Consider the following 24,832-nt stretch of genomic DNA (forward strand, 5'->3'; position numbering starts at 1 on the left):
CAACTTTATACCAACAATACGCAAACCTCACCGCATTCAGAAATTTCGAGAATATATAAGCGCCATTAATGAAAGGTTCAACGTTAGCAAAGCCATACGCCGTACCTATCACCCACATAAATTCGAACACCTTAGACAATCAAACAATAACCACTATCATTCTCATCATAGCCAAAACCTACAGCAGGCACCGAGATGATTAAAACAGCCACTTTTGCCGTGATGCACTTTTCCATCGCTTTCAGCGTCGCCTGGGCTTTGACCGGCAGTTTTGTCGTCGGCGGTCTGGTGGCGTTGGTTGAACCAGGGGTGAATACGGTGGCGTTCTACTTCCACGAGAAAGTCTGGAAGCGGATTGAGCGGATGAAGGCGCAGTCAAACCCGCAGTTCAGTACGGTGGTGTAGGACAACCTAACCTTCTGACCTAGGCCTTTAATTCTGGACTTCTGAACAAAGTCAATTTGAGCCGCTCAACAAAGTGGCAACTGGAACACAGGCCTTAGACTTGAACGCTCTTTCCTTCAGGGGTTCAAGTTATGACAACTTCTCCAGCCGACACTCGGGTTTTGGTCACCGGCGGCAATGGCTTTGTCGCCGTACATCTCATCGCTCAGTTGCTGCAACAGGGTTATTCGGTTACCGCCACGCTGCGCGATCTGGGCAAGCAGGCGGAGGTGCTGAATAGTCTGGAACAGGCCGGTATCTCCAAAATACCCAAACTGCAATTTGCACAAGCCGACCTAATGGCCGATGCCGGCTGGGACGAGCTGTGTGCCCAGCACGACTATGTGCAACACCTGGCCTCGCCGATCTTTCACCACAAACCCAAGCACGAAGATGAGTTGATTCAACCGGCCGTCCAGGGCACCCGGCGGGTACTGAAAGCGGCGCGGGATGGTGGAGTTAAGCGCGTGGTGATGACTTCTAATTTCGGCGCCGTTGGCTACAGCCATAAAGACCCCAATCAACCCATCACCGAGGCCGACTGGACCGACCCGCATCAACCCGGTTTATCGCCCTACAATAAATCGAAGGTTCTGGCCGAACGCGCCGCCTGGGATTTTATCGAGCGTGACGGTGGCTCGCTGGAGCTGAGCGTGATTAATCCCATGGGTATTTTTGGGCCTCAGCTGAACGCTAATTTGTCGAGCGGCCCAAGCCTGTTAAAGGCGGTGTTGGATGGCTCTATGAAACGGCTGCCATCCATTCGCCTGGGCATTGTCGACGTGCGCGATGTTGCCGCTTTACATTTACTGGCGATGACGCATCCACAGGCTGCTGGTGAACGGTTTTTGGCGTTTGCGGGCGGCGAGCTGAGTTTGATCGACATCGCCCATCTGGTGGCGCAGCATTACCCCAAGCTGGTGGCCAACCCAGACCCCAAAGCACTGCCCGACTGGTTGGTACGATTGGTTGCGCTGTTTAATCCGAAAGCCCGGGAGCTGACCCCTATGCTGGGTATCCGTCGCAATGCCTCCAACGCCAAAGCGCGCACGCTGCTCGGTTGGCAACCTCGTTCTAACGAGACGGCCATTCTCGATGCCGCACTGAGCCTGGAACACTTTGGATTGTTGGGCCAATGAACAACCTCACCGACGCATCCGCCTGCTACTTGGGCCCGGACATTTCACCCGAGCAATTTGTCGCTGAGCATCTGTTTATCTTCGTTATTGAAGGCGAGATGGAAGGCTTCGACGGCCAGCAGTACTTGCGATTAGAGGCAGGATCGGCGGTTTTAGTCCGTAAAAACCGCCTGGTGCACTACCGCAAACATCGCCAACCCGGCCGTTATGAAAAGATGGCGGTTCGGTTTGACGAAGCGCTGTTACGGCGTTTTTTAGAACGCCACCCGAAACCACTAGCGACCGGGGCTGAGACCGACACCTTTGTTCACTTACAAAGTACCGATCGTCTGGCCGCCTTTGTCCAATCGTTGCGCCCCTACTATTTAGGCGGTGGGCAACTGGACCCGGCCTTTGCTGAGGTCAAGCGCGAAGAACTGCTGTTACTACTGCTGCAACAACAGCCCGAGCTGGCGGCCATACTGTTCGACTTCCGCCGTCCGGGTCGTTTGGATTTGGAATCGTTCATGGCGACACACTACAAATTCAACGTCAGCCTGGAGCGCTTTGCCTTTCTGACCGGCCGCAGCCTCTCGGCGTTCAAGCGCGATTTTAAAGCCATCTTTAATAGCTCGCCGGCTGCCTGGTTGGTCCGGCGACGCTTAGAGGAAGCGCACTTTCTATTAACCCACCAGGCCACCACGGCCTCCGACATCTACCTGGAACTGGGTTTTGAAGATCTGTCGCATTTCTCTTTCGCCTTTAAGAAGCAGTTTGGTTATTCCCCACGCCAACTCCAAGCATCCAGTACACAAGCCGCTGACTGAACCTCTCAACTTGCGTCAATCGGCCACTTTTTCGATTCAATCCGCCACGCCTGTTTTCAAACGCCTTCTTATGCTGTGACCACCTTATGTGAGTCACGATAAGAAGGAGAACCGCGTGCACATTCGTCTGTTTATCTCGCTACTGGTGCTGTTCAGCGCCACCTTGGCCAAGGCCGATCAGTCGTTCGGTGTGGGTCTGCAATACCAAACCATTACCGATTACGACGATCCGGGTGTCGGGATTGCTGCCCGTTATGCCTATGAATTGTTGCCACAACTGTCACTGCAATCGGAAGTCAGTGCGACCGTCAGTGAAGCCGAAGGCGACATCGTTAACAGCTCGGGGAATTCAGTGGGCTTTGCCTCGGCCTGGCTGACCACTTTTGCGGTATACGGCCGGTATGAACAACCGCTGGGGTCGCGCTTTTCCGTGCATGGCCGGGTGGGTGTTCTGAGTGCGCAGTCTGAGGTGGAAGGCTGTGTCAGCGGCTCGTGCCAAACCATCACCGATTCCGATACCGGTTTGAGTTATGGCGCAGGCGCGATGCTGCATCTGTCGCCGAACCTGAGCCTGGTGACCGACTGGACGCAGATCGTTGAAGACGTTCAGTACATTGGGGTTTCGCTGGAATACAGACTTCAATCGATGTAAACCTCATCGCTGTCAGCGATGAAAATTCCACGCGACTGTGCGACATTAGCGGCCATATTCCACGGCCGCTGAACCCTTCCGATGAAAACCGTCTATTCCCCTTTGCATCACCGTCGCACTGCCACTTCCGAACTCGATGGCGGCATTCTGGTGCCGCCTTATGAGAACCCCAATCGCGCCGAGACCATTCTGGCGCGGGTGAAGGATCGTCAGTTGGGCGAGGTATTGGCGCCGGTCGAGCATGGCCTTACGCCCATTCGCGCCATCCATACCGATGACTACATCGACTTTCTGGAACATTGCTGGGCCGACTGGAAAGCCGCTGGCAAGCCGGGCGAGGCGATTCCAGCGGTCTGGGCTGGGCGCGGTATGCGCCACCGGGCGCCGAAAGACATCGACGGCCGCCTCGGTTATTACAGCTTCGCCGCCGAAACGTCCATTACCGATGGCACCTGGGAAGCGGCACGGGCATCAGTCGACGTGGCGCTAACGGCGCAAAAGCAGATTCAAAATGGCGACCGCGCCGCCTTTGCATTGTGCCGGCCACCGGGCCATCACGCCGCTGCCGATCTGTACGGCGGCTACTGCTTCTTTAATAACGCCGCCATCGCTGCCCAGGCGTTTCGCGATGGTGGTGCCCAGCGCGTGGCGATTCTGGATGTCGATTTCCACCACGGCAACGGCACTCAGTCGATCTTCTACGAACGTTCCGACGTGTTCACGCTGAGCATTCACGGCGACCCGGATTTGGTGTTCCCGCACTTTCTTGGTTTTGAAGACGAAACCGGCGCGGGTAAAGGCGCAGGCTACAACTGGAACCGTCGTTATCCGCCGGGTACACCTTTCGAGATTTGGAAAGACGGTTTGGAAGACGCCTGTCATCAGATCGAGGCCTACAATCCGGATTTTCTGGTTGTTGCGCTGGGCGTCGATACCTTTGAAGGCGATCCGATTTCGTTTTTCAAACTGACCAGCGACGATTATTTACGCATGGGCGAACGCATCGCCAACCTCGGCAAGCCAACCCTGTTCACCATGGAAGGCGGCTATGATGTCGACGCTATAGGCGTTAACGCTGTCAATGTACTGGAAGGGTTTGAGGGTCGCGCATGAGCATGAAGTTGGAATTCAAAGTCCGCGATTACGAATGCGATTTGCAAGGCATTGTGAACAATGCCGTCTATCAAAATTATCTCGAACACGCGCGCCACGAGTTCCTGCTGTCTAAAGGCGTGAATTTTGCCGAGCAATCGAAACAAGGCGTTGATCTGGTCATCGTTCGCGCCGAAATCGATTACAAAAAACCGCTGACCAGTGGCGATCACTTTCATACTGAGAGCAGCTTGCGGCTAGTAGACCGGATTCGCGCAGCCTTTGATCAACGTATCGTGCGCAGCGATGGTGTGTTGTGTTTACAAGCGGCATTTATTTGGACCGCTATGAACGAGCGCGGCCGGCCTTCCATGCCACCCGGCTTACTTGATCAACTCAGCGCAGGCGAATAATGCAAGCCCAGGCCGATGCCTTTAATGGCGTTATTATTTCGCCGCAAAATCTGCCCGAAGATGTCGCCGTCTTTGCGGAAAAACTGGCGGCCTTGTTGGCGCAAAGTGAAACTGATGGCAAGCAGTTAGTCTGGCTCACCTTGCCCATTGAACGCGCTCATTTAACCGGTATCGCCACCGAACTGGGCTTCGTATTCCATAACTGTCTGGAAGCTGAGCTCACGCTGATTAAACGCTTACGCGACGATGCCTTTGCGCCCTTTGTACCCTCTCATACGCTTGGTGCTGGTGGCTTGGTGGAAGACGGTGAAGGTCGCTTTCTGGCGATCCGTGAGCAAGGCATGACCGGCTTTAAATTACCCGGCGGTCACGTTGAAGTCGGTGAATCCATCGAGGCCGCTGTGCAGCGGGAAGTCTGGGAAGAAACCGGCATCAAAACCCGCTTCGAATCGGTGCTCGGTTTTGCCACCAAACACCCTTATCGATTCGGTAAAAGTAACGCCTATTTCGTCTGCAAATTAACGCCAATGGACACTAAGATCGCCATTCAGGACACGGACGAAATTGCCGAAGCCGAGTGGCTTTCAATCAATGAATTTGTCTCTGACGAACGGCAGAGTTTATTCAATCGTCAGTTGGTCGGCGCGCTTGCTGGCAAGTCGGGATTGGCAAAAACCGAACTCGATGGCAACGACGGTCCGCACCGAAAACAGGAAATATTTTTCACCCGTTTATAATAAAGGTTCAGCGCTGACCAAAACGCTGCTTGGCGGCTTCGGTTTGCGGCATAAACAAAGCCACCAGATTACCTTCCGGATCGCGAAACTGTACCGTCCTATTTCCCCAGGGCAAAACTTTAGGGCCATGTACCCAATCCACCTGGTCTTTTAATCGCTCGTATTCAGCGTCTACATCCGCGACCTGGAACTCCAAAATAGCCGTCTGGTTAGCGGCAGGTTTGGCACTGCCAGGTTCAAACAAAGCGACCGTTTCTTCAGCGCCAATGGCCAGGACGCCGGGTGGTACGATCAGTTCGGCAAAAACAGGCGCCAACCAATCGGCTTTCTGCCCGGTGATGTTTTCATAGAATGCCACCATGGAAGGCAGATCGGCGGCGATTAAACGTGTGGATGCAAATTTCATTAGAAACCTCGCTTTGGTGTAACAGACAAAGCAAAGAAACTAACCGAACATCAGGTCAAAACCCGCCCTGATTAATTCATTAACTTGCAGAGCGTCGTGCTACCCAGGCCTGCACCAGGCCCGCCTGGAAAAAAGGTAACGGCACCTCGAAGCCAGCCTCCTTAACCAGATGGGCCACCGCATTAAAAGGCAAGACGCCAACGTCACTGGTATAAGCCGTTTTTAAGCGTTCAAGCTGTTCTGTGGTCGCTGGCGAACCCGTAGTGATGCGCTGCCACAAAGCCAGGCTGGTATCGAACTGCGGCGATCTGGTATCGAACATCAAATCAGAACTGGCTAAGGGGGCGTCTGGTTTCAGGCGTTGGGCAAGCTGCCGGAAAAAGGCGCTTCGTTTTTCCGGCTCAACCAGGAATTGCGACACCAAAAAACAAGTCGCCGCATCAAACTGCTTGGCGGGCGACACGCTCTCCAGATATCCCTGCTGTAGGGTGCAACGCTCGGCTATGCCTGCATCTTTCAGATTCTGTCGACACACCTCAACCATGCCCGCCGATGGCTCTACCAAGGTGAAATGCCAATGCGGAAAACGTTGTGCCAGAGCAATAACTTCGGTGCCGGTACCTGAACCGACAGAGAGTACATGAGCGTTCGTCGGTAGGTCGGCAAACACCGCTTCCAGCAAAAAACGCAGGGCGTTTTCGATCGGCTCGCGACGCTGAGCCTGGCGGTCGTAGCCCGCCGCTTGCTGATCGAAAATGGCCGTCAGTTGCTCTGGCTGCATGATCTCAACCGGCTTGCTGCAAAATGGAATGATGCATCAAGGAGCGATGCACAGCGGTACCGGCCATGGTGCCGCCGGCCATGGCGAAGGTGACGTTACCGAAAGGTCGTGCGGCATCGCCGCAAGCAAAAACGCCGGGTACCGAGGTGGCTTGCATCATATCGGTTTCGATATAAGCGCCCATGGGACCTTCTGTCATCGCGCACCCCAATTGGCTGGCCAGGGTATTGGTCATTTCCATTTTCGGAGCCACAAACAAACCGGCCAGTTCTACCTGACGACCGTCGGTCAGATGCACGATGGCCTGGTTATCGCCGCTGACTTCGGTGACCTTTTCGCGCTCAATGGTCACGCCCCGGGCCGACAGTTCACTGCGTTGATCGGCCGACGGTTCAAAGACGCCGTTGAGGAAAAAAGTAGTCGGCCCCCAGTCCGGAATCATAAAGGCCTGATGCGCTGATTCTTCACTGGTTGCCAACACACCCAGAGCACCTCGGTTCAGTTCATAGCCATGGCAATAAGGGCAATGAAACACGCTCTGACCCCAGCGCTCATTCAGGCCAGCGATCGGCGGCAGAACATCGCGCACGCCGGTTGCCAATATCAGATAGAGCCCTTGATAGTGTTCGCCGTTTTCGAGCCTTAACTTGAAGACGCCATCACGCGCAGCAACGCTGTCGGCCTGGCCATTCACCCAGGTCACGTTCGGATATTCGAGCAACTGAGCGCGGGCTTCATCGGCAATCTGACCCGGTGGTTTGCCATCCTGGCCGATCACGCCATGGGCGTGACTGGCAAAGCGGTTGCGACGCTGGCCGCCATCGATTACCAACACCTGGCGGTAGCCCCGTGCCAACATCATGGCGGCTGCCATGCCCGCATAACTGCCGCCGACAATGACGGCATCGTAAGTTGTAGTCATCACTGATTCTCCTGATCGGCAGCGGCGTTTCGACGGCGCATGCCGTGATGAAAATCGTTGCTGAGTTGCGCCAGAGTGACGCCTTTGAAGCGCTCCAGCAGTTGCTGTTCAGCGCTGGCGAAGGCATCACCCAGGGCGGAGTTAACGGCCTGTTCGACCAGACAACCCGGCATCTCGGTACGGTGGCCAATGGCCAGCAACACCGGTTCTCCCAGAGCGACGTAAATGTCGTAAAAGGTGGTTTTTTCCAGATCACAGATCAGGCGCCAACCGCCGCCATGACCTTTTTCTGACCGCACCAAACCCTGGTCGCGCAAGCCACCGAGAATTCGACGGATGACCACCGGGTTGGTCTGCATCATGGTCGCCAGCGCATCCGAGGTTTGCGGTGAACCAGCTTCGGCCATGTGTAACAGGACGTGCAGAACGCCCGATAAACGGCTGTCTCTTTTCATGTAACTTAGGTTATTACATGAATTGATAATACACAAGCCAAGCGAGTAAAAACTCCACTCTTACTGGAAAACATGCTTGGCTTCAGCGCCTCACTGTCGGTTCCGGCGCAGTGCGTCCAGAAAAAGGCGAAAGGCTTGTGTGGGTTGTTTGCGACTGGGGTAATAGAGGTAATAGCCGATAAAAGGCTCGCACCAGTCCTGCAGAACGGATTCCAGCTGACCGGCGGCGACTTCGTCAGCCACCATGTCTTCCATGAGATGTGCCAGTCCAAAGCCTTCCAGCGCTGCCGATACCATCAAGTCACCGTCGTTCAGCACCAGTCCCCGACCGACTCGTACACTCAATGGTCGCCCGTCTCGCTCAAATTCCCAGTCGTAGATACCACCGGCAGCATTGCGAAAACAGATGCAGCGATGGGTCATCAACTCATCCGGCGTTTGTGGCCGTCCCTGCGCCTTCAAATAGGCCGGCGACGCCACCACCGCCGAGCGCAACTGAGGTCCCACCGGAACGGCTACCATATCTTTTTCGACTTGTTCGCCCAGGCGAATACCGGCATCGAAGCCGTCTGCCACGATGTCCTGATACGCCGAGGTAATGCAGATATCGACCTGAATATCGGGAAAGTCATGCATGAGTTGTACAGCGGCAGGCCACAACACCGTCTGTGCCGCGTGCTTGCCCGCCGTTACTCGAATTGTGCCCGCTGGTCGGTCTCGGTAATCGGCCAGGGCATCCACTTCGCTCATGATGTCGGCTAATGCCGGCGCCAGTGTATCCAGCAGCCGCTCACCGGCCTGGGTTGGCAAAACACTGCGGGTGGTGCGTGCTAACAGCTTGACACCCAGCCTGGCTTCAAGCCGCTTAACCGCCTGGCTCAACGCCGATTGCGTGACCCCGGCTTTAACGGCGGCCTGGGTAAAGCTGCGCTGCGACGCCACCAGTTGAAAGTTTGCCAAATCGGCCAAGAGTTCAGATCTCATTAAGTAGTATCTCTAATAGAGCTAAGTACTAATAAGTAGCTAATTTATTTCTCTCGCAATATTAATCTAGGGGTACTGTGAATGTGTAAAGGAACGAATTATGAAAAAGGTCTGGTTAATCACTGGCACAGCCCGCGGGCTGGGTTTGGAAATCGCACGGGCAGCACTGCAGGCTGGCGACAAAGTTGTGGCAACGGCCCGGTCACAAACCGCGCTGTCTGATGCTTTGGGCGACGATCATGAGTCCCTGCTAACGCTGCCTCTGGATGTTTGTGATGAAACGGCGGTTAACGAAAGCGTGCAACAAGCCATCGAGCACTTCGGGCGAATCGACGTGCTGGTAAACAATGCCGCCCAGGCACAATTGGGCTGGTTCGAAACCATTGAGCCTGCAGAAGTTCGCCGCAACTTCGACATCAATGTTATGGGCGCCATGGCGGTGACTCGCGCAGTATTGCCGGTTATGCGCCGACAGCGTGCGGGACTGCTGGTGACCATTTCATCGGTCAATGGTTTAGTGGCCAATCCGGGCGGGTCGGTTTACTCAGCCACGAAATTTGCCTTGGAAGGTTGGATGGAAGGCTTGGCACAGGAAGTTGCGCCATTAGGAATAGGGTCGTTGATCGTTGAGCCTGGCATGATGAAAACTGATTTTCTGGATCAAAGTTCCATGCGCCAGGGCCAGCTCGATATTCCTGACTATGCCGAAGCCGTCGCCCAGTTTCGCGCCTTTATCGACAGCGCCAATCACGCCCAGCCGGGCGACCCTACTGAACTCGCAACAGCGCTGATAAAGTTCAGTCAGATGCAAGAAATACCCGAGCGTTTTGTATTTGGAGCCGACGCACTGGAATGGGCGGGAGCAAAACTCGACCGGTTGCGCCACGAACTGGATCAATCAGCGCAACGGGTCTTTTAGAAAATCAGTCAATAAACACGTTCGGGTGCCCATCTAACCGATGGCACCCGAATTATCACTCCACCGTCACTGACTTGGCCAGATTCCTCGGCTGGTCAACATCAGTGCCCTTGATAATGGCAACGTGATAGCTGAGCAGTTGCAGCGGTACGGTGTATAGAATCGGCGCCAGCTCGTCTTCGATATGCTCCAGTTCGATCAGGCCAGTGGCGCCGGCTTTGGCCAAGCCGGCAGCGCGGTCGGCAAACACATAGAGCTGGCCGCCACGAGCGCGAACTTCTTCCATGTTCGAGCGCAATTTTTCCAACAGTTCGTTGTTGGGCGCCACGACGATCACCGGCATATCGCCATCGATCAGCGCCAAAGGTCCGTGCTTGAGCTCACCCGCGGCATAGGCTTCGGCGTGAATGTAGCTGATCTCTTTCAACTTCAGCGCGCCTTCCATAGCGATCGGATACTGGCTGCCACGACCTAAGAAAAGCGCATGATGTCTATCAGCAAAATCTTCGGCCAGATCGGCAATAGTTTCATTCAGCGTCAGTGTCTGGTCGATCAGTTTGGGCAGCGCGCGCAACCCTTTTACTAAGCGCTCAATCTCGCTAGCCGCGACACCTTGATGGCGAGCCATACTCAGCACCAGCAACATCAAACCCACCAACTGGACAGTAAACGCCTTGGTGGAAGCGACACCAATTTCGGCGCCGGCGCGCATCATGTAAGACAGATCGCTTTCACGCACCAGCGACGAACCCGGCACGTTGCACAGTGTCAGCGTGGCTTTGTAACCACGCTCTTTGGCGACGCGCAACGCCGCCAGCGTATCGGCGGTTTCACCGGACTGGGAAATGGTGACGAACAAGGCGTTCTTGGGTACCACCGACTGGCGATAACGAAACTCCGAGGCGATCTCTACCTGGCAGGGAATGCCGGCAATCTGTTCGAACCAATAACGCGCCACCATGCCGGCGTGATAAGAGGTACCGCAGGCAATAATCTGCACGTAATCGATGCCAGCCAGCAACTCATTGGCGTTCACACCGAAGGCTTCGGTCACTACATCCTTGGCGCCCAAGCGGCCATCCAGAGTTTGTTCGATGGCGTGCGGCTGCTCAAAAATTTCCTTGAGCATAAAGTGTTTGTACGTGCCTTTATCGCCAGCGTCGTGTTGAACATCGCTTTGCTGCATCTGACGTTCAACCGGCTCGTCGTTGACATCGATGATGGTGACACTGCGCCGACTCACTTCAGCGACATCACCTTCTTCGAGATAGATAAAGTCACGCGTCACCGGTAACAAAGCAAGCTGATCAGAAGCGACAAAGTTCTCGCCAATACCCAAACCGATCACCAATGGAGAGCCAGAACGGGCAACAACTAAACGTTCTGGATTGCGACGATCAATCACCGCCATGCCATAGGCACCGACCATCAACGTCCGCGCTTTTTTTACGGCTTCGAGCAGGCTGCCGGTGGCACCTAATTCACGCTCAACCAGGTGGGCGATCACCTCGGTATCAGTCTGGGACGCAAACTGATAACCCTGACCCAGCAGCTCTTCGCGCAGCACTTCGTAGTTCTCGATGATGCCGTTATGAACCACCGCCAGACTGTCGCCAGAGACATGAGGGTGGGCATTAACCTCGTTCGGTTCCCCATGCGTTGCCCAACGGGTATGAGCAATACCGGTACCGCCAGACAGCGGATTTTGTTCCAGCGCCTGCGCCAGTTCCGCCACTTTACCAACACGGCGCACACGACTGAGAGTGTCGTCATTAATGATCGCAATACCGGCCGAATCGTAGCCGCGATATTCCAGACGACGCAGACCTTCAATCAGAATTTCCGCCACATCGCGCTGAGCGACGGCACCAACAATGCCACACATGGGAGGCTCCTTTTATGCGTTACACTCGCCTTGGCAGGCGAGCCGGAAAATTCAAGAAATACGGATTAATTCTTAGTCGGTCGCTGCCACTTACTGATGCTGACCTGACGCGCGCGGCCAATGCTTAATTGATCGGCGGGCGCGGTCTTGGTGATCACCGAACCGGCGCCAATAAAGGCGCCGTCTTCCAGCGTTACCGGCGCGACTAAAGTGGAATTAGAACCGACAAAAACACCGGCACCGATATCGGTGCGGAATTTATTGGCGCCATCGTAATTACAGGTAATGGTGCCAGCGCCGATGTTGGCGTTAGCGCCAACCCGGGCATCGCCGACGTAGCTGAGATGATTGATCTTGGCGCCGGCTTCAACCTGAGCGTTCTTGGTTTCGACAAAGTTACCCACCTTGGCACCATCGCCCAGCGTTGTGCCCGGACGAATGCGCGCAAAAGGCCCGACGTTGACCTTGGCACCGAGGTCAGCCTGATCGATAACGGTATTGGCCTCGACCACCGCACCATCGCCCAAACGCGCATTGCGGATCACACAGTTGGGGCCGATGCGCACACCCGCGCCCAGCACAACCTCACCTTCAAAGACGCTATTAATGTCGATAAAACAATCCGCACCAACGGTGACCGAGCCACGCACATCGACACGCGCCGGGTCGGCCAGCGAACAACCAGCAAGCATTAACTGCTCGGCCTGACGCCGTTGAAAACGACGTTCCAGATCGGCCAGTTGCACGCGGTTATTCACACCCAGGGTTTCTTCTTCATCCGCCGGCTGAGCAGTGCGGACAGCCACCTTTTCGCTCACCGCCATGGCAATCAGATCGGTCAGATAATATTCGCCCTGAGCGTTGTCGTTACCCAGACGAGGCAGCCACTGATGCAGCACCCCGGCGGGCATGGCGAGAATGCCGGAATTCACCTCAGTGATGGTTTTCTGCTCCGCGCTGGCGTCTTTCTCTTCAACAATCGCCTGCACGTCGCCGGCCGCATTGCGCACGATGCGACCGTAGCCTGACGGGTTGTCCAAGGTGACGGTCAGCAAGGATATGGACTGGTCATCGACCTGGCTGATCAGTTGGTTCAGCGTTTCGACCCGGGTTAACGGAACGTCGCCGTACAACACCAGAACGGTGCCGCTGTCGGGCAGATTGGGCAGCGCCTGTGCCACGGCGTGGCCGGTGCCGAGTTGTTCGCTTTGCAGGACGAAGCGTACCGGCTGGTCGGCAAAATGCGCTTTGACGGCTTCGCCACCGTGACCCACCACCAGCGTAATGTCAGACGCAAATTGACGAGCGGTATCGACCACATGCTGCACCAGCGGCCGGCCAGCCAGCGGATGCAATACTTTGGGCAGGCTCGATTTCATTCTCGATCCCTGGCCTGCCGCTAAAACAACTACATTGACGTCCATGCGTCGACTCCATGCATCAATCGGTGAATGGACTGCATTGTAGAGCCAAAGCAAGATGACACAACCCAGCTTTAGTCAGGATTTTTTTGACGAAACGAAAAGAAAGGCCGGTGTACCTGACCGGATGCATCAGCGATAATGCCGCCACTGTTTAAGCTAGGACAAGACGATGCATATATTGGTCACCGGCGCCGCCGGCTTTATTGGCTATCACCTGAGCAAAGCGTTGCTGGCCCGCGGTGATAGCGTCGTCGGTATCGACAACCTGAACGACTATTACGAAGTCAGCCTGAAGCAAGCCCGTTTGGCACAGCTGGATGGACAAAGTGGTTTTCAGTTCGAGCGTCTGGACGTGGCTGATCGATCAGGCATGGAAGCGCTGTTTGCCAAGCATCGTTTTGATCGGGTGGTGCATCTGGCGGCCCAGGCCGGGGTGCGTTATTCGATTGAGAACCCGCACGCCTACGTGCAAGCGAATCTGGTCGGCTTTCTGAATATCCTCGAAGGCTGTCGCCACCAGCAGGTTGAACATCTGGTCTATGCGTCGTCGAGCTCGGTCTATGGCGCCAATGAATTGCAGCCGTTCAGCGAACAGCATGCGGTGGATCATCCGGTATCGCTCTACGCCGCCACGAAAAAGTCCAACGAGATGATGGCGCACAGCTACGCCAACTTGTATGGCCTGCCCTGCACCGGGTTACGTTTCTTTACCGTCTATGGCCCTTGGGGTCGACCGGACATGGCACTGTTCAAATTCACCCGCGGCATTCTCGAAGGCACACCGATCGATCTGTATAACGGCGGCGACATGGTGCGCGATTTCACCTATATCGATGACATCATCGAAGGCGTGGTGCGCACTACCGATCACATCGCCCAGCCCGACCCGGACTGGAACGCCAAAGCGCCACGACCGGACACCAGTTTCGCACCCTATCGGCTGTACAATATTGGCAATAACACCCCGGTGAAGCTGCTCGATTTTGTCGATGCCATCGAAACCTCCGCCGGCAAAAAAGCGCAGCGTAATCTGATGCCGATGCAGGATGGCGATGTGCCTTCGACCTTTGCCGATGTGTCGGCGTTGGAAACCGCTGTTGGCTTTAAACCCTCAACGCCGATTCAGACGGGAGTCGATCAGTTTGTTGCCTGGTATCGCGACTACTATCAAATCTGATACGCAGGTCTGATCACAAGCTGACATCACACCCAGCCAAATGCCCGCAACGCCACCAGCCCGACGCTGGTGGTAACCAGGCTGAGCACCGTTGACGTTGCGATAATGGACGCCGCCAGATTGGCGTTACCGCCCATAGCGCGCACCATTACGTAACTGGCGGCGGCCGTCGGCGCAGCCGCCATCAGGTAAAACACGCCCAATTCCAGCCCGCCAAAACCCAGCCAATAAGCGACCAGCACAGCAGAGACCGGAATAAATATCAGCTTGAACGCCGAGGCCCAGGCCGTTACCCGACCAGCTTCAACAAAACCACGCCAGGACAAACTCGCGCCCACGCAGATCAGCGCCAGTGGCAAGGTCATGCGAGCAAAATAATTGCCAGTATCGAGCACCCAGACCGGCACCGGAATTTTGAGCAGGACGATAACCGCCGCCAGCAGGATGGCAATGATTAAGGGGTTGCGCACGATATCGCGCGAAGCCGCCACCACCGGATGCAGATGGCTCGCACGCGGCGACCAGCGACTCAGCGTAATCACCGACAAGACGTTATAAAGCAGGGTATTGAACGCCAGATAGACCGAGGCCAGCAGCGCCGCTTCCTGACCAAAGGCATTAAGACAAAACGCCAACCCGATAATGCCCATGTTGCCGCGAAAGCTGCTCTGTACGAATACGCCCCGTTCGTCGTGATGCGGCACCAAAAATAGCGTCACCACCGACAGCACTAAAAACCAGGCCAGGTTAAACAGCAGTGCCAAAAGAATAATGCCGTCACCCGGAATACTGGTCGGCCGGGCAGTGACGATATTCAAAAACAACAGACTGGGCAGGGCGACGTTAAAGACCAGCTTGGAGCCGCCCTGCACAAAGGCGTCATTGATCCAGTCCAAACGGCGAAAAACGACACCGAGAACAACCACCAAGGCAATGGGGCCGGTAACCTGAAGCGAAAACAGCAGCAGTGACAGCAAGGGGAAGACGTCCACAAAAACGGACGCTCAGTATAGAGAGCCGATCCGGTCGGGGCCAGCAACGCAGCGGCCACGACCGGGGCTTTTGAGGTCTTACTTGAGGCGCTTGATGTCGGCCTCAATCTCTTCGATTTTGTTCTGAACCACCTTTTCCAGGTGGTGCAGATCGTCGAGAATTTTCTTCTTCAGATCAGTTTCTACATGCACGCGACGGGCAATGGAATCCAGCTCATCAACCAACTGGCGCAGCGCCGGAGAAATTTCAGTGGTATCGAGATAGCTGCTGGTGCCGCTGTCGATCTTGACGCGCTTTTGCTGACGCGGGTACTTAAATTTCTCGCTGCGGGCAAACAGATCGCCCTTTTCGCGCTTGTAATAGATCTTCAGAATATCGTCATAGCCTTCGGTGCGAAGGGTATACTTTTCGATCTTGTCGGTGTCGGTGACACCGACGGAATTCAAGTGTTCAAACATCGAGCATCCTTGAGCGTATGTAAGAGTGAGTGTTCGGGCGTACAATTTTTGTACTGAGCCTAGGTTACGCCAATGGTAACCGCAATCAACTAGCAAGCGGCGTGCCTGTCGCAGTTCCATAAAACCCAGCTTAAAACGGAAATTTTTTGCACCATGACGTTGCACATTCGCCTGATTGAACTCGAACGTTACCTGCCTGATGTCACTAATGATGCCGACCTGCACCGCGCCTTCGGTCCGTTAAAACGCTATTGTCGTGAACAAGCAAACCGGGCGTTAACGCTGGCGCCGTTTTCAGAAACTGATCGCGGTGAGGCCGCGCTGGTGATCATCGGCACCGATAAAGGTCAGATCGAAACGGAGGTGCGGGCACTGGAAGAATGGATGGAATCGAATCTGCCCGGGCAGATGCTGAGATTGGAGGCCAACTGGCTGTAGCCTTCCTAAAACGGAAAACGCCACCGGAGCAAAGCACACCGGTGGCGTTGGTCAGACCGGCTTGTGTCAGTCTCAGTTACGACCGACAGCGTTCAGGTCAGCAAAGGTTTTTTCCAGCCGCTTGACCATGCTTTCTTCGCCTTTGCGCAACCAGACGCGTGGGTCGTAGAACTTCTTGTTCGGCTTGTCGTCGCCTTCGGGGTTACCGATCTGGCTTTGCAGATAGGCTTCGTTTTCCTGGTAGTAGGCGCGAATACCATCCCAGTTAGCCCACTGTGTATCGGTGTCGATGTTCATCTTGATGACGCCGTAGCTGATCGCTTCCTTGATTTCCGCTTCGGTGGAACCGGAACCGCCGTGGAAGACAAAGTTCAGGGCGTTGTTTTCCAGGCCGAAAACCTCAGTACAGTGCGCTTGGGAATCGCGCAAAATAGTCGGCTTCAGCTTGACGTTACCCGGCTTATAAACACCGTGCACGTTGCCAAATGAGGCAGCGATGGTGAAGCGCGGGCTGATGGCATTGAGCACTTTATAGGCGTAAGCCACGTCTTCGGGTTTAGTGTAGAGGTTCGATTCATCGACATCGCTGTTATCGACGCCGTCTTCCTCACCACCGGTCACACCCAGTTCGATTTCCAGCGTCATACCCATTTTGCTCATGCGCTTGAGGTATTGGGCGCAGGTGTCGACGTTGTCTTCCAGGCTGTCTTCCGACAAATCGATCATGTGCGAGGAGAACAGCGGCTTGCCGGTTTCGGCGAAGTGTTTTTCACCGGCATCGAGCAGGCCATCAATCCAGGGCAGCAACTTACGGGCAGCGTGATCGGTGTGCAGAATGACCGGCACGCCGTAGGATTCGGCGACCGCATGCACATGACGTGCACCGGCCAAGGCGCCCAAAATGGCGTTGCCCTGACCCTCGAGTTTCAAGCCTTTACCGGCCAAAAAGCCAGCACCACCGTTGGAGAACTGAATGATCACTGGCGAACCGACGCGCGCGGCGGCTTCCAAGGTGGCGTTAATAGTATCGGTGTTAACGCAGTTAACCGCCGGCAGCGCGAAGCCTTCGGCCTTGGCGACTTCAAAAATCTTCTGTACATCGTCGCCAACGGCGACACCGGGTTTGACGACATCGAGTACTTTGGTCATAGCTGGAACCCTCTTGCTGGGGCGGCCAGGCCGCCCATCGGTGTTATTTTAGTCTTGGGCGCGTTGCTCGAGAATTTCAACAGCGGGCAGCTTTTTACCTTCGACAAATTCCAGGAAAGCGCCACCGCCGGTGGAGATGTAAGAGAAGCGATCTTCCATATCGAACTTCTGTACCGCGGCGATCACATCGCCGCCGCCCAGAACAGAGAACGCGCCGCTGTCGGCAATGGCTTCGGCGATAGCTTTGGTGCCCTCAGCGAAGTTATCGAATTCAAACACGCCGCAGGGGCCGTTCCACAGAATGGTCTTGGCGCCTTTGAGCACTTCGGCGTACTTGGCGGCGGTTTCCGGACCCAGGTCCATGATCTCTTCGTTGTCTTCAACCTGGTCGACCGGCTTGATGGTGGCCTTGGCGGTCGCGCTGAATTCGGTGCCGACGCGTACGTCGACCGGCTCAGGAATGTCGAGCTTTTCCATCAGCGCTTTGGCATCGGGAATCAGGTCTTTTTCGTGCAGTGACTGACCGACGTTATAACCGCGCGCCGCGACGAAGGTGTTGGAGATACCGCCGCCAACAATCAGCCGATCGCAGATTTTGGACAGGCTTTCCAGCACGGTCAGCTTGGTCGACACCTTGGCACCACCGACCACCGCGACCATCGGCCGTTGCGGGTTGTCCATCACCGCACCCAGCGCTTCCAGCTCAGCGGCCAGCAACGGGCCGGCGCAGGCAATGGGTGCGAACTTGGCGACACCGTGCGTTGAGGCTTGAGCACGGTGGGCGGTACCAAAGGCGTCCATCACATAGACATCGCACAGCGCCGCCATTTTTTGTGACAGGCCGTCTTCGTTTTTCTTCTCGCCGACGTTAAAGCGGACGTTTTCCAGCATGACCACCGGCGCATCGCTGTCGACGCCATCGACCCAGTCTTTGATCAATGGAATATCACGGCCCAGCAGCTTACTCATGTACTCAGCAACCGGCGCCAGGGACGCTTTGGCATCGTATTGGCCTTCTTCAGGACGACCCAGGTGCGACATGATCATCACCTGAGCACCTTGCTTGAGCGCCAGTTCAATGGTGGGCAAGGAGGCGCGAATGCGCTTGTCCGAGGTCACTTGGCCGTTGTCGTCCAGCGGGACGTTCAGATCCTGACGAATCAGTACGCGTTTTCCAGCAAGATCGAGGTCGGACATCTTGATCACAGACATGGCGGTTCCTTTCGGCGAAAAATGTAAGGGCAGCCATTGTAGACCTTGAGGCGGCTCGAATCACCCGCTTTGTAATTTTCCTACATTTTGGCGGCCGCGCAGACAGAATCCCGGACCTTTGTTACACTGCGCACCCAGCTTGCCCACCCACTTAGAAGCTGGATTTTCGATGAATACCGCCCCTATTTTTATCGGCATCGCTGGCGCGTCCGCGTCCGGTAAAAGCCTGTTAGCCGGCACCGTCTACGACGAACTGCGCCGTGAACTGGGCGAAGACGCCCTCGCCATCATCAAAGAAGACAGCTACTACCGCGACCGCAGCGAACTGACGTTCGAAGAACGCGAAGCCATCAACTACGACCACCCCAACGCCTTCGATCACGACCTCTTGATCGAACATCTGGATCAGCTATCGGCCGGCCAGGACGTTGAAATCCCCATCTACGACTTCACCATCCACAACCGCTCGGCCGACACCTTTCCGCTGAAACCGGTGCGCATCATCATCATCGAAGGCATTTTGATTCTGCACGACAAGGCCATCCGCAAACGCCTCGATGCCAAGGTCTATATGGAAACGCCGCTGGATATCTGTCTGGTGCGCCGCCTGCAACGCGACATCGCCGAACGCGGCCGGACCGTCGAATCGGTCATCGAACAATACAAGCGCACGGTACGGCCGATGTTTCTGGAATTTATCGAACCAACCAAACAGTTCGCCGACATCATCGTGCCGCGCGGCGGTAAAAACCGCGTCGCGATTGAAATGATTAAAGCGCGGATTTTGCAGATGCTCGGTCACTAAGACACTGAGTCACTGAGACCGACGCAGCGTCGCCATCGCTAACAGCGCCGATACCGCCATCAACAACAAGGCCACTGCATTCAGCACCGGCGTCGAACCTTCGCGCAGCCGGTTAAACAGCGCGACGGTTAAAGGTGTGTCGCTGCCAGTGAGCATGACAGTGGTGTTGAAGTTCTCGAATGACATCAAAAACGCCATGGCCGCCGCGCCCAAAATGGCAGGCATTAACCAGGGCAAGGTGACGGTAAACCAGGCAACAATGGGTGTGGCGCCGAGGTTCAAGGCGGCTTCTTCCAACTGTGGATCGAACTTGCGCAAGCGCGCGGCGATGATCAGCGTCGACAGAGTGGTAATAAAGGCCACCTGACCGGCGATCACCAGCGGCAGACCGGGCCGGAACAGATCCAGTTCGATGCCCCAACGCAGGGAAACATCATTAGCCATGCCGCTGTAAAACACCAGAATCGACACCCCCAGAATCACGCCGGGAATGACCAGCGGCAACAACATCACCAGATAGAGCAGTTCCTTGCCGCGAAACTCGATGCGCTCAAACAACACCGCATTCACACAACCGAGCGCGACCGAGATCACTGTCACCCAGAACGCTACCAGCACACTGACCCAGAGCGCGCTGAGTAAACCCTGGTCGTGAAACAGGCCGGTGCGATTGCCGCTTTCGGCGGCATCGGCGAAGTACCAATCGAGCGTAACACCCTGCCAGGGCAGCGACGGGAAATTGGAATCGTTGAACGCGAACACTGCCGTCACCAACAACGGCAGGGCGAGATACAGAAAAAACGCCACCAGATACAGCAGGTACAAGCCGTTAAAGAGGCGCGAACGCGGCACCGAACGAATCATCCCAACACCTTGCGCAAGTTCTGGCCGGTTAAACGTAATCCCAGCCACACCAGCAAGGACGATAACACCAGCAGCAACACACCCAGGGCGGCGCCCTGTTCCCAATTAAAACGGGTAATAAACTGGGTAAAAATCTGCTGAGTAAACCAGGCGCTGTCTTTGCCACCCATCAGCGTTGGCGTCAGGTAAGAACCCAAGGTCAGCATAAAGACGACGATGCAGCCGGAAACAACTCCGGGCATCGCCCAGGGAATGACTACGTCCCGCAGCACATGCCAGTGGTTGCCGCCGAGGTCATAGCCGGCCTCGACCAGGTTGTCGTCGAGACCGTCGAGGGTGGTCACCAGCGGCACCACCATAAACAGCAGAGCGTTGTAGACCAGGCCCACAATCACCGCCGCATCGTTGTAGAGCAATTCCACCGGCCCATCGACCCAGCCCAGCGTCTGCAACCAGCCACTGAACAAACCGCTTTCGCGCAGCAGTATCATCCAGCCATAAGTACGCACCAATTCGCTCGCCCAGAACGGAATCAGACAGGCCAGAAACAACACACCGCGCGCGCGGCCGCGCGCCAGTTTGGCGATATACCAGGCGATGGGAAAACCAATCAGCAAGGTCAGCGCCGTGGTCAGCAACGACATCACACCGGTGCGAATAAAGGTGCGCCAATAATAGGATTCAGCGAAGAAGTTGCTGTATTGAGTAACGCCCCAGTTAAGGGTGTCCCAGCTTTCGCGCACCTGGAAAGAGATGCGCAACATCTGGATATGCGGCAAGACCACCAACAGCACAATCCACAGCGCAAAGGGCGTCAGCAACAGCAACAGCGATAATTTGCCAGCCGTCCGGTTCACAACTTGGCCTCGGCAAACACCGTCGCCCGGCTCGGTTCCCAGCCCAGCGAAACCTGAGCGCCCGACGGCAAATCACCGACCGAACCATCCTGTGGCAAACGCGCAAAGAGCTCGTGCTCACCCAGACGGGTTTCAATGCGGCTGTTGGCGCCATCAAACAGCGTCGCGCTCAACTGGGTATCGATGCGACTGAAGCCAGCGGGCAAATCGGCGCCAATTAGCATCGATTCCGGACGGATAAAGAGTGAAGCACGCTGCCCAATAGTTAACGACGATGAGGGTCGTCCACTGACTTCGGTGCCATTGTCGAGTCGCAATCTGACTCGCTCGTTATCGACACTGAGCACCTCGCCATCGAGGCGGTTATTGTCACCGACAAAACTCGCCACGAAAGGCGTGGCCGGTTCGCGATACAACACATCCGGTGCCGCGACCTGATCAAAACGACCATGGCGCATTACCGCCACCCGATCGGACATCACCAGCGCTTCGGACTGATCGTGAGTGATGTATACGAAGGTGGTGCCGAAGGCTTTCTGCAGATGTTTGAGCTCGACTTTCATCTGCTCGCGCAGCTTCAGATCGAGCGCGCCCAGTGGTTCATCGAGCAACAACAAAGTCGGTTCCAACACCAGACAACGAGCCAGAGCAACGCGCTGACGCTGGCCGCCACTCAATTGCTGTGGCATGCGATCGCCCAGACCCGGCAAACCAACTTGCTCCAGTACCCGTTCGATTTTTTTGCGCCGTTCGGCCACCGCGACCTTGCGGCGCTTCAGACCGTAACCGATGTTGTCGGCCACGTTCATGGTCGGGAACAAAGCCAGATGCTGAAACACCATGTTCACCGGCCGCTTGTTCGGCGGCACGGTGTTCATGCGTTGGTCGCGAATAAAGATGTCACCGGAATCGGGTCGATCAAAGCCGGCCAACAAACGCAGCAAGGTGGTTTTCCCGCAACCAGATGGACCCAGGATGGAGAAGAACGAACCGGCCGGAACATCCAGCGATATCCGGTCCACCGCCCGTTGTTCACCGAAGCGGCGGACCAGGTCGGTGCAATAAAGATCGGAACTCATCAGCGTTTAGTTCGCCGCTTGAATGCGATCAAGCACCTGACCTTCGATGGCTTCCAGGCCCGGCGGCACCGGCGGATACCAGTTGATATTATCCAAGGCGTCCTGATCGAAGCTGGCGCGGTAGGCATCGCGCAACTCAGCCCGCACAAAAGCATCGGCACCCACAGAAGCGGTGAAGTTACCAGACTGGTTAGTGATCTGGGCGGCAATTTCCGGACGCATCACAAAGTTGATCCACTGGTAAGCCGCATCGACGTTCTCGGCGCGACGTGGCAGCGCAAAGGTATCGATCCAACCCAAGGCACCGGATTCCGGAGCGACGAAGTTGATTGACGGATCTTCGGCGTGCAAAGTCCAGCCGCCGGCATCCCAGGCCATGGCGGCGGTGACTTCACCGGTGCGCAGCAGAGCCAGCAATTGATCGCCGCCGCTCCAGTAGGTTTTAACGTTCTCTTTGCAGTCGATCAGTTCGGCTTCGACTTTTTCCAAAATGGCGCGGTACTCGCTTTCATTGTCGTAAGCCGCGAACGGATCTTCACCCATCGCAAAAGCGAAACCGATCAGCGTTGGGCGCTTCAGGCGGTAAGAAACACGACCGGCCACCGCATCGGAACACAAATCGGTGTAGTCAGTGACGTCATCGGCGACCGAATCGGAGACGATCAAACCGCTGGTGCCCCAGACCGCCGGCACACCATATTGGTTACCGCTCAACGAGGTGGACTGACGTGTGGCGCTCAACATGGAGGTCTGAAACAGTTCGGTCTCGATACGGCTCATATCCAGCGGCTGATAAATATTGAACTGACGCTGGACGCCAATGATGCGGTCCTGACTTGGCTGCGCCAGATCGAAACCGGCACCGCCAGTAGCGCGCAGTTTGGAAATCATATCTTCGTTGTTCGACAGCGTGACCTGGACATCGATGCCGGTCTCTTCTTCGAATTGGGCAACGACAGCATCCGGAGCGTAGCCACCCCAGGTGAGCAGACGCAGTTCGTCAGCCTGGGCGGACGTCATAAACCAGGTCGTAGCCAGTAAACCCAGCCCTAAGCGGTGCAGTGTATTCATAGTGCTTTCCTCAGCTTCCCGTGCAGATTAAAAGACGTTTGAATTCGACCCCGACACGCTAGAGTCAATATATGGCAAATTGATGACTAGGGGCCAAACACGGTGTTGACCGGTCAGCAGACTGCAAATCCGCTGGACCAGGTTTGGTAACGGTCTGTTAAACTCTGCCTTCTGCGCTGCCCGCTGGCAGGCCACCCGAGGACGTCCCATGACACCCTGGCAACCCATACTCGATTTTTGGTTTGGCGATCAGGAACCACCGGAACCGGCGTTTCGCAAACGCTGGTTCAGTGGCGGCGCTGAGGTTGATCAACAGATTGCCGAACGCTTTGGCGAGTTACATCAGCGCGCTGTCATGGGGGAGCTCGACGCCTGGCTGCTGCACCCGCACGGCCGGCTGGCAATGATCCTGCTGATCGACCAGTTCAGCCGTAATCTGTATCGTGGCCGCGCCGAAGCCTTTAACTGGGATCATCTGGCCCAGCAATGGACGCTGGAAGCATTGGACGACGAGCATTACCACAGTCTGGCTGCCAGCGGCCGGATGTTTTGCCTGATGCCACTGATGCATGCCGAGGACCTGGCGTTGCACGACCGTCTGGCACTCGCCATAGAGCAGCTATGCAAAGACTTCCCGCAACAGCTGGAATTCCTTGAAAGTCTGCGTAAATCTGCGATCGAACACCGCGATATCATCGTTCGTTTCGGTCGCTACCCGCACCGCAATACGGTGCTGGACCGAACATCGACAGCCGAGGAGATGGGCTACCTCGCTGGTGATGCTGCCCGCTTCGGGCAATAACCCTGAAACTCCTGGAGCCACTCCAGGTCTAAGCAAACCGGACTAGCCGGTAAATGGAGACACCAAGATGAAACGGTTACGCTTAACCTTACTGTCACTGCTGCCCAGTCTGCTATTGAGCAGCTTCGCCATGGCAGACAACCTGACCCAAGCTCAAATCGAGCAGTTGGTACACGACTACCTGTTGGCGCACCCGGAAGTGATCCAACAGTCTTTGGATCGCTATGAGCAACAACAGACCGCCGCTCGCCAGGCTGCTGAACAAGAACGTTTGGCAGGAATGACCGAACAACTGGAATCCGGCGCCAACGATCCCGTCATCGGCAATCCCAACGGCAGCCTGACGCTGGTTGAGTTTTACGATTACAACTGCGGCTACTGCAAGCGCGCCGATCCAACTGTTCAGGCGCTGATCGAAGCCAACCCGGATTTGCGCGTGGTCTATAAAGAGTTTCCCATTCTGGCGGAAACCTCGGTGACCGCCGCCAAGGCGTCACTGGCCTTCCATCATCTCTACCCCGAGCAGTTTGAAGATTTCCATCGCAGCCTGTTGGGCCGTCGTTCACTGCCATCGGACGACGCAGTCTGGGATACCGTCGCCAGCATGGACAACGTCGATGTAGCGGCGGTACAAGAGGAAAGTCAGGCCGATTGGGTACAGCAGACACTGGCTCAAAATCGCCAGATGGCTCGCGATCTTGGCGTCAGCGGTACACCAACCTTTGTGGTCGGTGGCCAGTTACTGAAAGGCGCTTATCCACAAGCCACCATCCAGGCGGCGATCGACGAAGCCAGCTGAGTTGATCAAACCCTCGGCATAAAAAAACCCGGCATTGGCCGGGTTTTTTTATCGGTGCGAACATCGCTC

The 24,832-nt window shown here is 55.9% G+C and carries 28 protein-coding genes; 13 read left to right on the plus strand and 15 right to left on the minus strand.

The genetic code is table 11. The annotated features are described in order from the left end of the window. Positions 1-195: 195 nt before the first annotated feature. The 7 genes from ACXAE6_RS04975 (at position 196) to ACXAE6_RS05005 (ending at position 5,283) form a co-directional block, all read left to right on the plus strand. Positions 196-405 carry a DUF2061 domain-containing protein gene (locus ACXAE6_RS04975; protein WP_475145260.1) on the plus strand — a complete coding sequence of 70 codons (210 nt, stop codon included), beginning with the start codon at positions 196-198 and terminating at the stop codon, positions 403-405. A gap of 131 nt (positions 406-536) precedes the next feature. Continuing rightward, complete coding sequence (locus ACXAE6_RS04980) at positions 537-1,583, plus strand: SDR family oxidoreductase (RefSeq protein WP_475145263.1); 1,047 nt, start codon at positions 537-539, stop codon at positions 1,581-1,583. Then, positions 1,580-2,389 carry a helix-turn-helix domain-containing protein gene (locus ACXAE6_RS04985; RefSeq protein ID WP_475145265.1) on the plus strand — a complete coding sequence of 270 codons (810 nt, stop codon included), beginning with the start codon at positions 1,580-1,582 and terminating at the stop codon, positions 2,387-2,389. The genes ACXAE6_RS04980 and ACXAE6_RS04985 overlap by 4 nt, the downstream gene beginning before the upstream one ends. Before the next feature lie 115 nt (positions 2,390-2,504). After that, positions 2,505-3,041: a porin family protein gene (locus ACXAE6_RS04990; RefSeq protein WP_475145267.1), complete on the plus strand. Its 537-nt coding sequence runs from the start codon at positions 2,505-2,507 to the stop codon at positions 3,039-3,041. A gap of 81 nt (positions 3,042-3,122) precedes the next feature. After that, positions 3,123-4,154, plus strand: a complete 1,032-nt coding sequence (locus ACXAE6_RS04995) for a histone deacetylase family protein (RefSeq protein WP_475145271.1) — start codon at positions 3,123-3,125, stop codon at positions 4,152-4,154. Beyond that, positions 4,151-4,546: an acyl-CoA thioesterase gene (locus tag ACXAE6_RS05000; RefSeq protein ID WP_475145274.1), complete on the plus strand. Its 396-nt coding sequence runs from the start codon at positions 4,151-4,153 to the stop codon at positions 4,544-4,546. Before ACXAE6_RS04995 ends, ACXAE6_RS05000 begins: the two co-directional genes overlap by 4 nt. Next, positions 4,546-5,283 carry an NUDIX domain-containing protein gene (locus ACXAE6_RS05005; protein ID WP_475145277.1) on the plus strand — a complete coding sequence of 246 codons (738 nt, stop codon included), beginning with the start codon at positions 4,546-4,548 and terminating at the stop codon, positions 5,281-5,283. Before ACXAE6_RS05000 ends, ACXAE6_RS05005 begins: the two co-directional genes overlap by 1 nt. A 7-nt stretch (positions 5,284-5,290) precedes the next feature. On the opposite strand, the gene ACXAE6_RS05010 is transcribed toward ACXAE6_RS05005, so the two are convergent. From ACXAE6_RS05010 to ACXAE6_RS05030, 5 genes are all read right to left on the minus strand, one after another. After that, on the minus strand, positions 5,291-5,689 hold the full coding sequence (locus ACXAE6_RS05010) for a VOC family protein (RefSeq protein ID WP_475145279.1): 399 nt from the start codon (positions 5,687-5,689) through the stop codon (positions 5,291-5,293). Between the two features lie 79 nt (positions 5,690-5,768). Continuing rightward, a complete protein-coding gene (locus ACXAE6_RS05015; RefSeq protein WP_475145281.1) occupies positions 5,769-6,470 on the minus strand; it encodes a class I SAM-dependent methyltransferase in 702 nt (233 codons plus the stop codon). A 4-nt stretch (positions 6,471-6,474) separates the two neighbouring features. Then, the gene (locus ACXAE6_RS05020; RefSeq protein WP_475145283.1) at positions 6,475-7,392 is read right to left on the minus strand and encodes an NAD(P)/FAD-dependent oxidoreductase; all 918 of its coding nucleotides are present in this window, start codon (positions 7,390-7,392) and stop codon (positions 6,475-6,477) included. Then, entirely contained in the window at positions 7,392-7,847 is a 456-nt protein-coding gene (locus ACXAE6_RS05025; RefSeq protein WP_475145286.1) for an Rrf2 family transcriptional regulator, read from the minus strand. The genes ACXAE6_RS05020 and ACXAE6_RS05025 overlap by 1 nt, the downstream gene beginning before the upstream one ends. Positions 7,848-7,937: 90 nt before the next feature. Beyond that, positions 7,938-8,831, minus strand: a complete 894-nt coding sequence (locus ACXAE6_RS05030) for a LysR family transcriptional regulator (RefSeq protein ID WP_475145288.1) — start codon at positions 8,829-8,831, stop codon at positions 7,938-7,940. Between the two features lie 100 nt (positions 8,832-8,931). Between ACXAE6_RS05030 and ACXAE6_RS05035 the strand changes: the two genes are divergently transcribed. After that, entirely contained in the window at positions 8,932-9,750 is an 819-nt protein-coding gene (locus ACXAE6_RS05035) for an SDR family NAD(P)-dependent oxidoreductase (protein ID WP_475145290.1), read from the plus strand. Between the two features lie 55 nt (positions 9,751-9,805). On the opposite strand, the gene glmS is transcribed toward ACXAE6_RS05035, so the two are convergent. Continuing rightward, positions 9,806-11,635 (minus strand): glutamine--fructose-6-phosphate transaminase (isomerizing), encoded by a 1,830-nt coding sequence (gene glmS / locus ACXAE6_RS05040; RefSeq protein ID WP_475145292.1) that lies wholly within the window; start codon positions 11,633-11,635, stop codon positions 9,806-9,808. Positions 11,636-11,700: 65 nt separating this feature from the next. Next, the gene (gene glmU, locus ACXAE6_RS05045; RefSeq protein WP_475145295.1) at positions 11,701-13,059 is read right to left on the minus strand and encodes a bifunctional UDP-N-acetylglucosamine diphosphorylase/glucosamine-1-phosphate N-acetyltransferase GlmU; all 1,359 of its coding nucleotides are present in this window, start codon (positions 13,057-13,059) and stop codon (positions 11,701-11,703) included. Between the two features lie 169 nt (positions 13,060-13,228). On the opposite strand from glmU, the gene ACXAE6_RS05050 reads away from it, so the two are divergent. Continuing rightward, complete coding sequence (locus ACXAE6_RS05050; RefSeq protein ID WP_475145299.1) at positions 13,229-14,236, plus strand: NAD-dependent epimerase; 1,008 nt, start codon at positions 13,229-13,231, stop codon at positions 14,234-14,236. 26 nt (positions 14,237-14,262) lie between these two features. Here ACXAE6_RS05050 and ACXAE6_RS05055 read toward each other — a convergent pair whose 3' ends face one another. Beyond that, on the minus strand, positions 14,263-15,213 hold the full coding sequence (locus ACXAE6_RS05055; RefSeq protein WP_475145301.1) for an AEC family transporter: 951 nt from the start codon (positions 15,211-15,213) through the stop codon (positions 14,263-14,265). 93 nt (positions 15,214-15,306) lie between these two features. Beyond that, positions 15,307-15,687, minus strand: a complete 381-nt coding sequence (locus tag ACXAE6_RS05060) for a DUF3461 family protein (RefSeq protein ID WP_392797890.1) — start codon at positions 15,685-15,687, stop codon at positions 15,307-15,309. A gap of 153 nt (positions 15,688-15,840) precedes the next feature. Between ACXAE6_RS05060 and ACXAE6_RS05065 the strand changes: the two genes are divergently transcribed. Continuing rightward, complete coding sequence (locus ACXAE6_RS05065) at positions 15,841-16,125, plus strand: hypothetical protein (protein WP_475145305.1); 285 nt, start codon at positions 15,841-15,843, stop codon at positions 16,123-16,125. Positions 16,126-16,197: 72 nt separating this feature from the next. On the opposite strand, the gene fbaA is transcribed toward ACXAE6_RS05065, so the two are convergent. Next, complete coding sequence (gene fbaA, locus ACXAE6_RS05070; RefSeq protein WP_475145307.1) at positions 16,198-17,274, minus strand: class II fructose-bisphosphate aldolase; 1,077 nt, start codon at positions 17,272-17,274, stop codon at positions 16,198-16,200. 48 nt (positions 17,275-17,322) lie between these two features. Beyond that, on the minus strand, positions 17,323-18,486 hold the full coding sequence (locus ACXAE6_RS05075; RefSeq protein ID WP_475145309.1) for a phosphoglycerate kinase: 1,164 nt from the start codon (positions 18,484-18,486) through the stop codon (positions 17,323-17,325). A gap of 169 nt (positions 18,487-18,655) precedes the next feature. Here ACXAE6_RS05075 and udk point away from each other — a divergent pair, with 169 nt between their 5' ends. Continuing rightward, positions 18,656-19,291: a uridine kinase gene (gene udk, locus ACXAE6_RS05080; protein WP_475145312.1), complete on the plus strand. Its 636-nt coding sequence runs from the start codon at positions 18,656-18,658 to the stop codon at positions 19,289-19,291. Positions 19,292-19,300: 9 nt separating this feature from the next. Here the strand turns inward: udk and ACXAE6_RS05085 are convergent, their stop codons facing one another. Genes ACXAE6_RS05085 through ACXAE6_RS05100 form a run of 4 tightly spaced genes read right to left on the minus strand, consistent with a single transcriptional unit; the run spans position 19,301 to position 23,162 of the window. Continuing rightward, complete coding sequence (locus ACXAE6_RS05085) at positions 19,301-20,155, minus strand: ABC transporter permease (RefSeq protein ID WP_475145314.1); 855 nt, start codon at positions 20,153-20,155, stop codon at positions 19,301-19,303. Next, positions 20,152-21,012: an ABC transporter permease gene (locus ACXAE6_RS05090; RefSeq protein WP_475145316.1), complete on the minus strand. Its 861-nt coding sequence runs from the start codon at positions 21,010-21,012 to the stop codon at positions 20,152-20,154. Before ACXAE6_RS05090 ends, ACXAE6_RS05085 begins: the two co-directional genes overlap by 4 nt. Beyond that, positions 21,009-22,091 carry an ABC transporter ATP-binding protein gene (locus ACXAE6_RS05095; protein WP_475145318.1) on the minus strand — a complete coding sequence of 361 codons (1,083 nt, stop codon included), beginning with the start codon at positions 22,089-22,091 and terminating at the stop codon, positions 21,009-21,011. The genes ACXAE6_RS05090 and ACXAE6_RS05095 overlap by 4 nt, the downstream gene beginning before the upstream one ends. Before the next feature lie 6 nt (positions 22,092-22,097). Continuing rightward, on the minus strand, positions 22,098-23,162 hold the full coding sequence (locus ACXAE6_RS05100; protein WP_475145320.1) for an extracellular solute-binding protein: 1,065 nt from the start codon (positions 23,160-23,162) through the stop codon (positions 22,098-22,100). Between the two features lie 208 nt (positions 23,163-23,370). On the opposite strand from ACXAE6_RS05100, the gene ACXAE6_RS05105 reads away from it, so the two are divergent. After that, on the plus strand, positions 23,371-23,964 hold the full coding sequence (locus tag ACXAE6_RS05105; protein ID WP_475145323.1) for a DUF924 family protein: 594 nt from the start codon (positions 23,371-23,373) through the stop codon (positions 23,962-23,964). A 67-nt stretch (positions 23,965-24,031) separates the two neighbouring features. Further along, positions 24,032-24,763, plus strand: a complete 732-nt coding sequence (locus ACXAE6_RS05110; RefSeq protein ID WP_475145326.1) for a DsbA family protein — start codon at positions 24,032-24,034, stop codon at positions 24,761-24,763. The last annotated feature ends 69 nt before the right edge of the window (positions 24,764-24,832 follow it).

It is taken from the genome of Saccharospirillum sp. ABV4_185 (assembly GCF_056159245.1).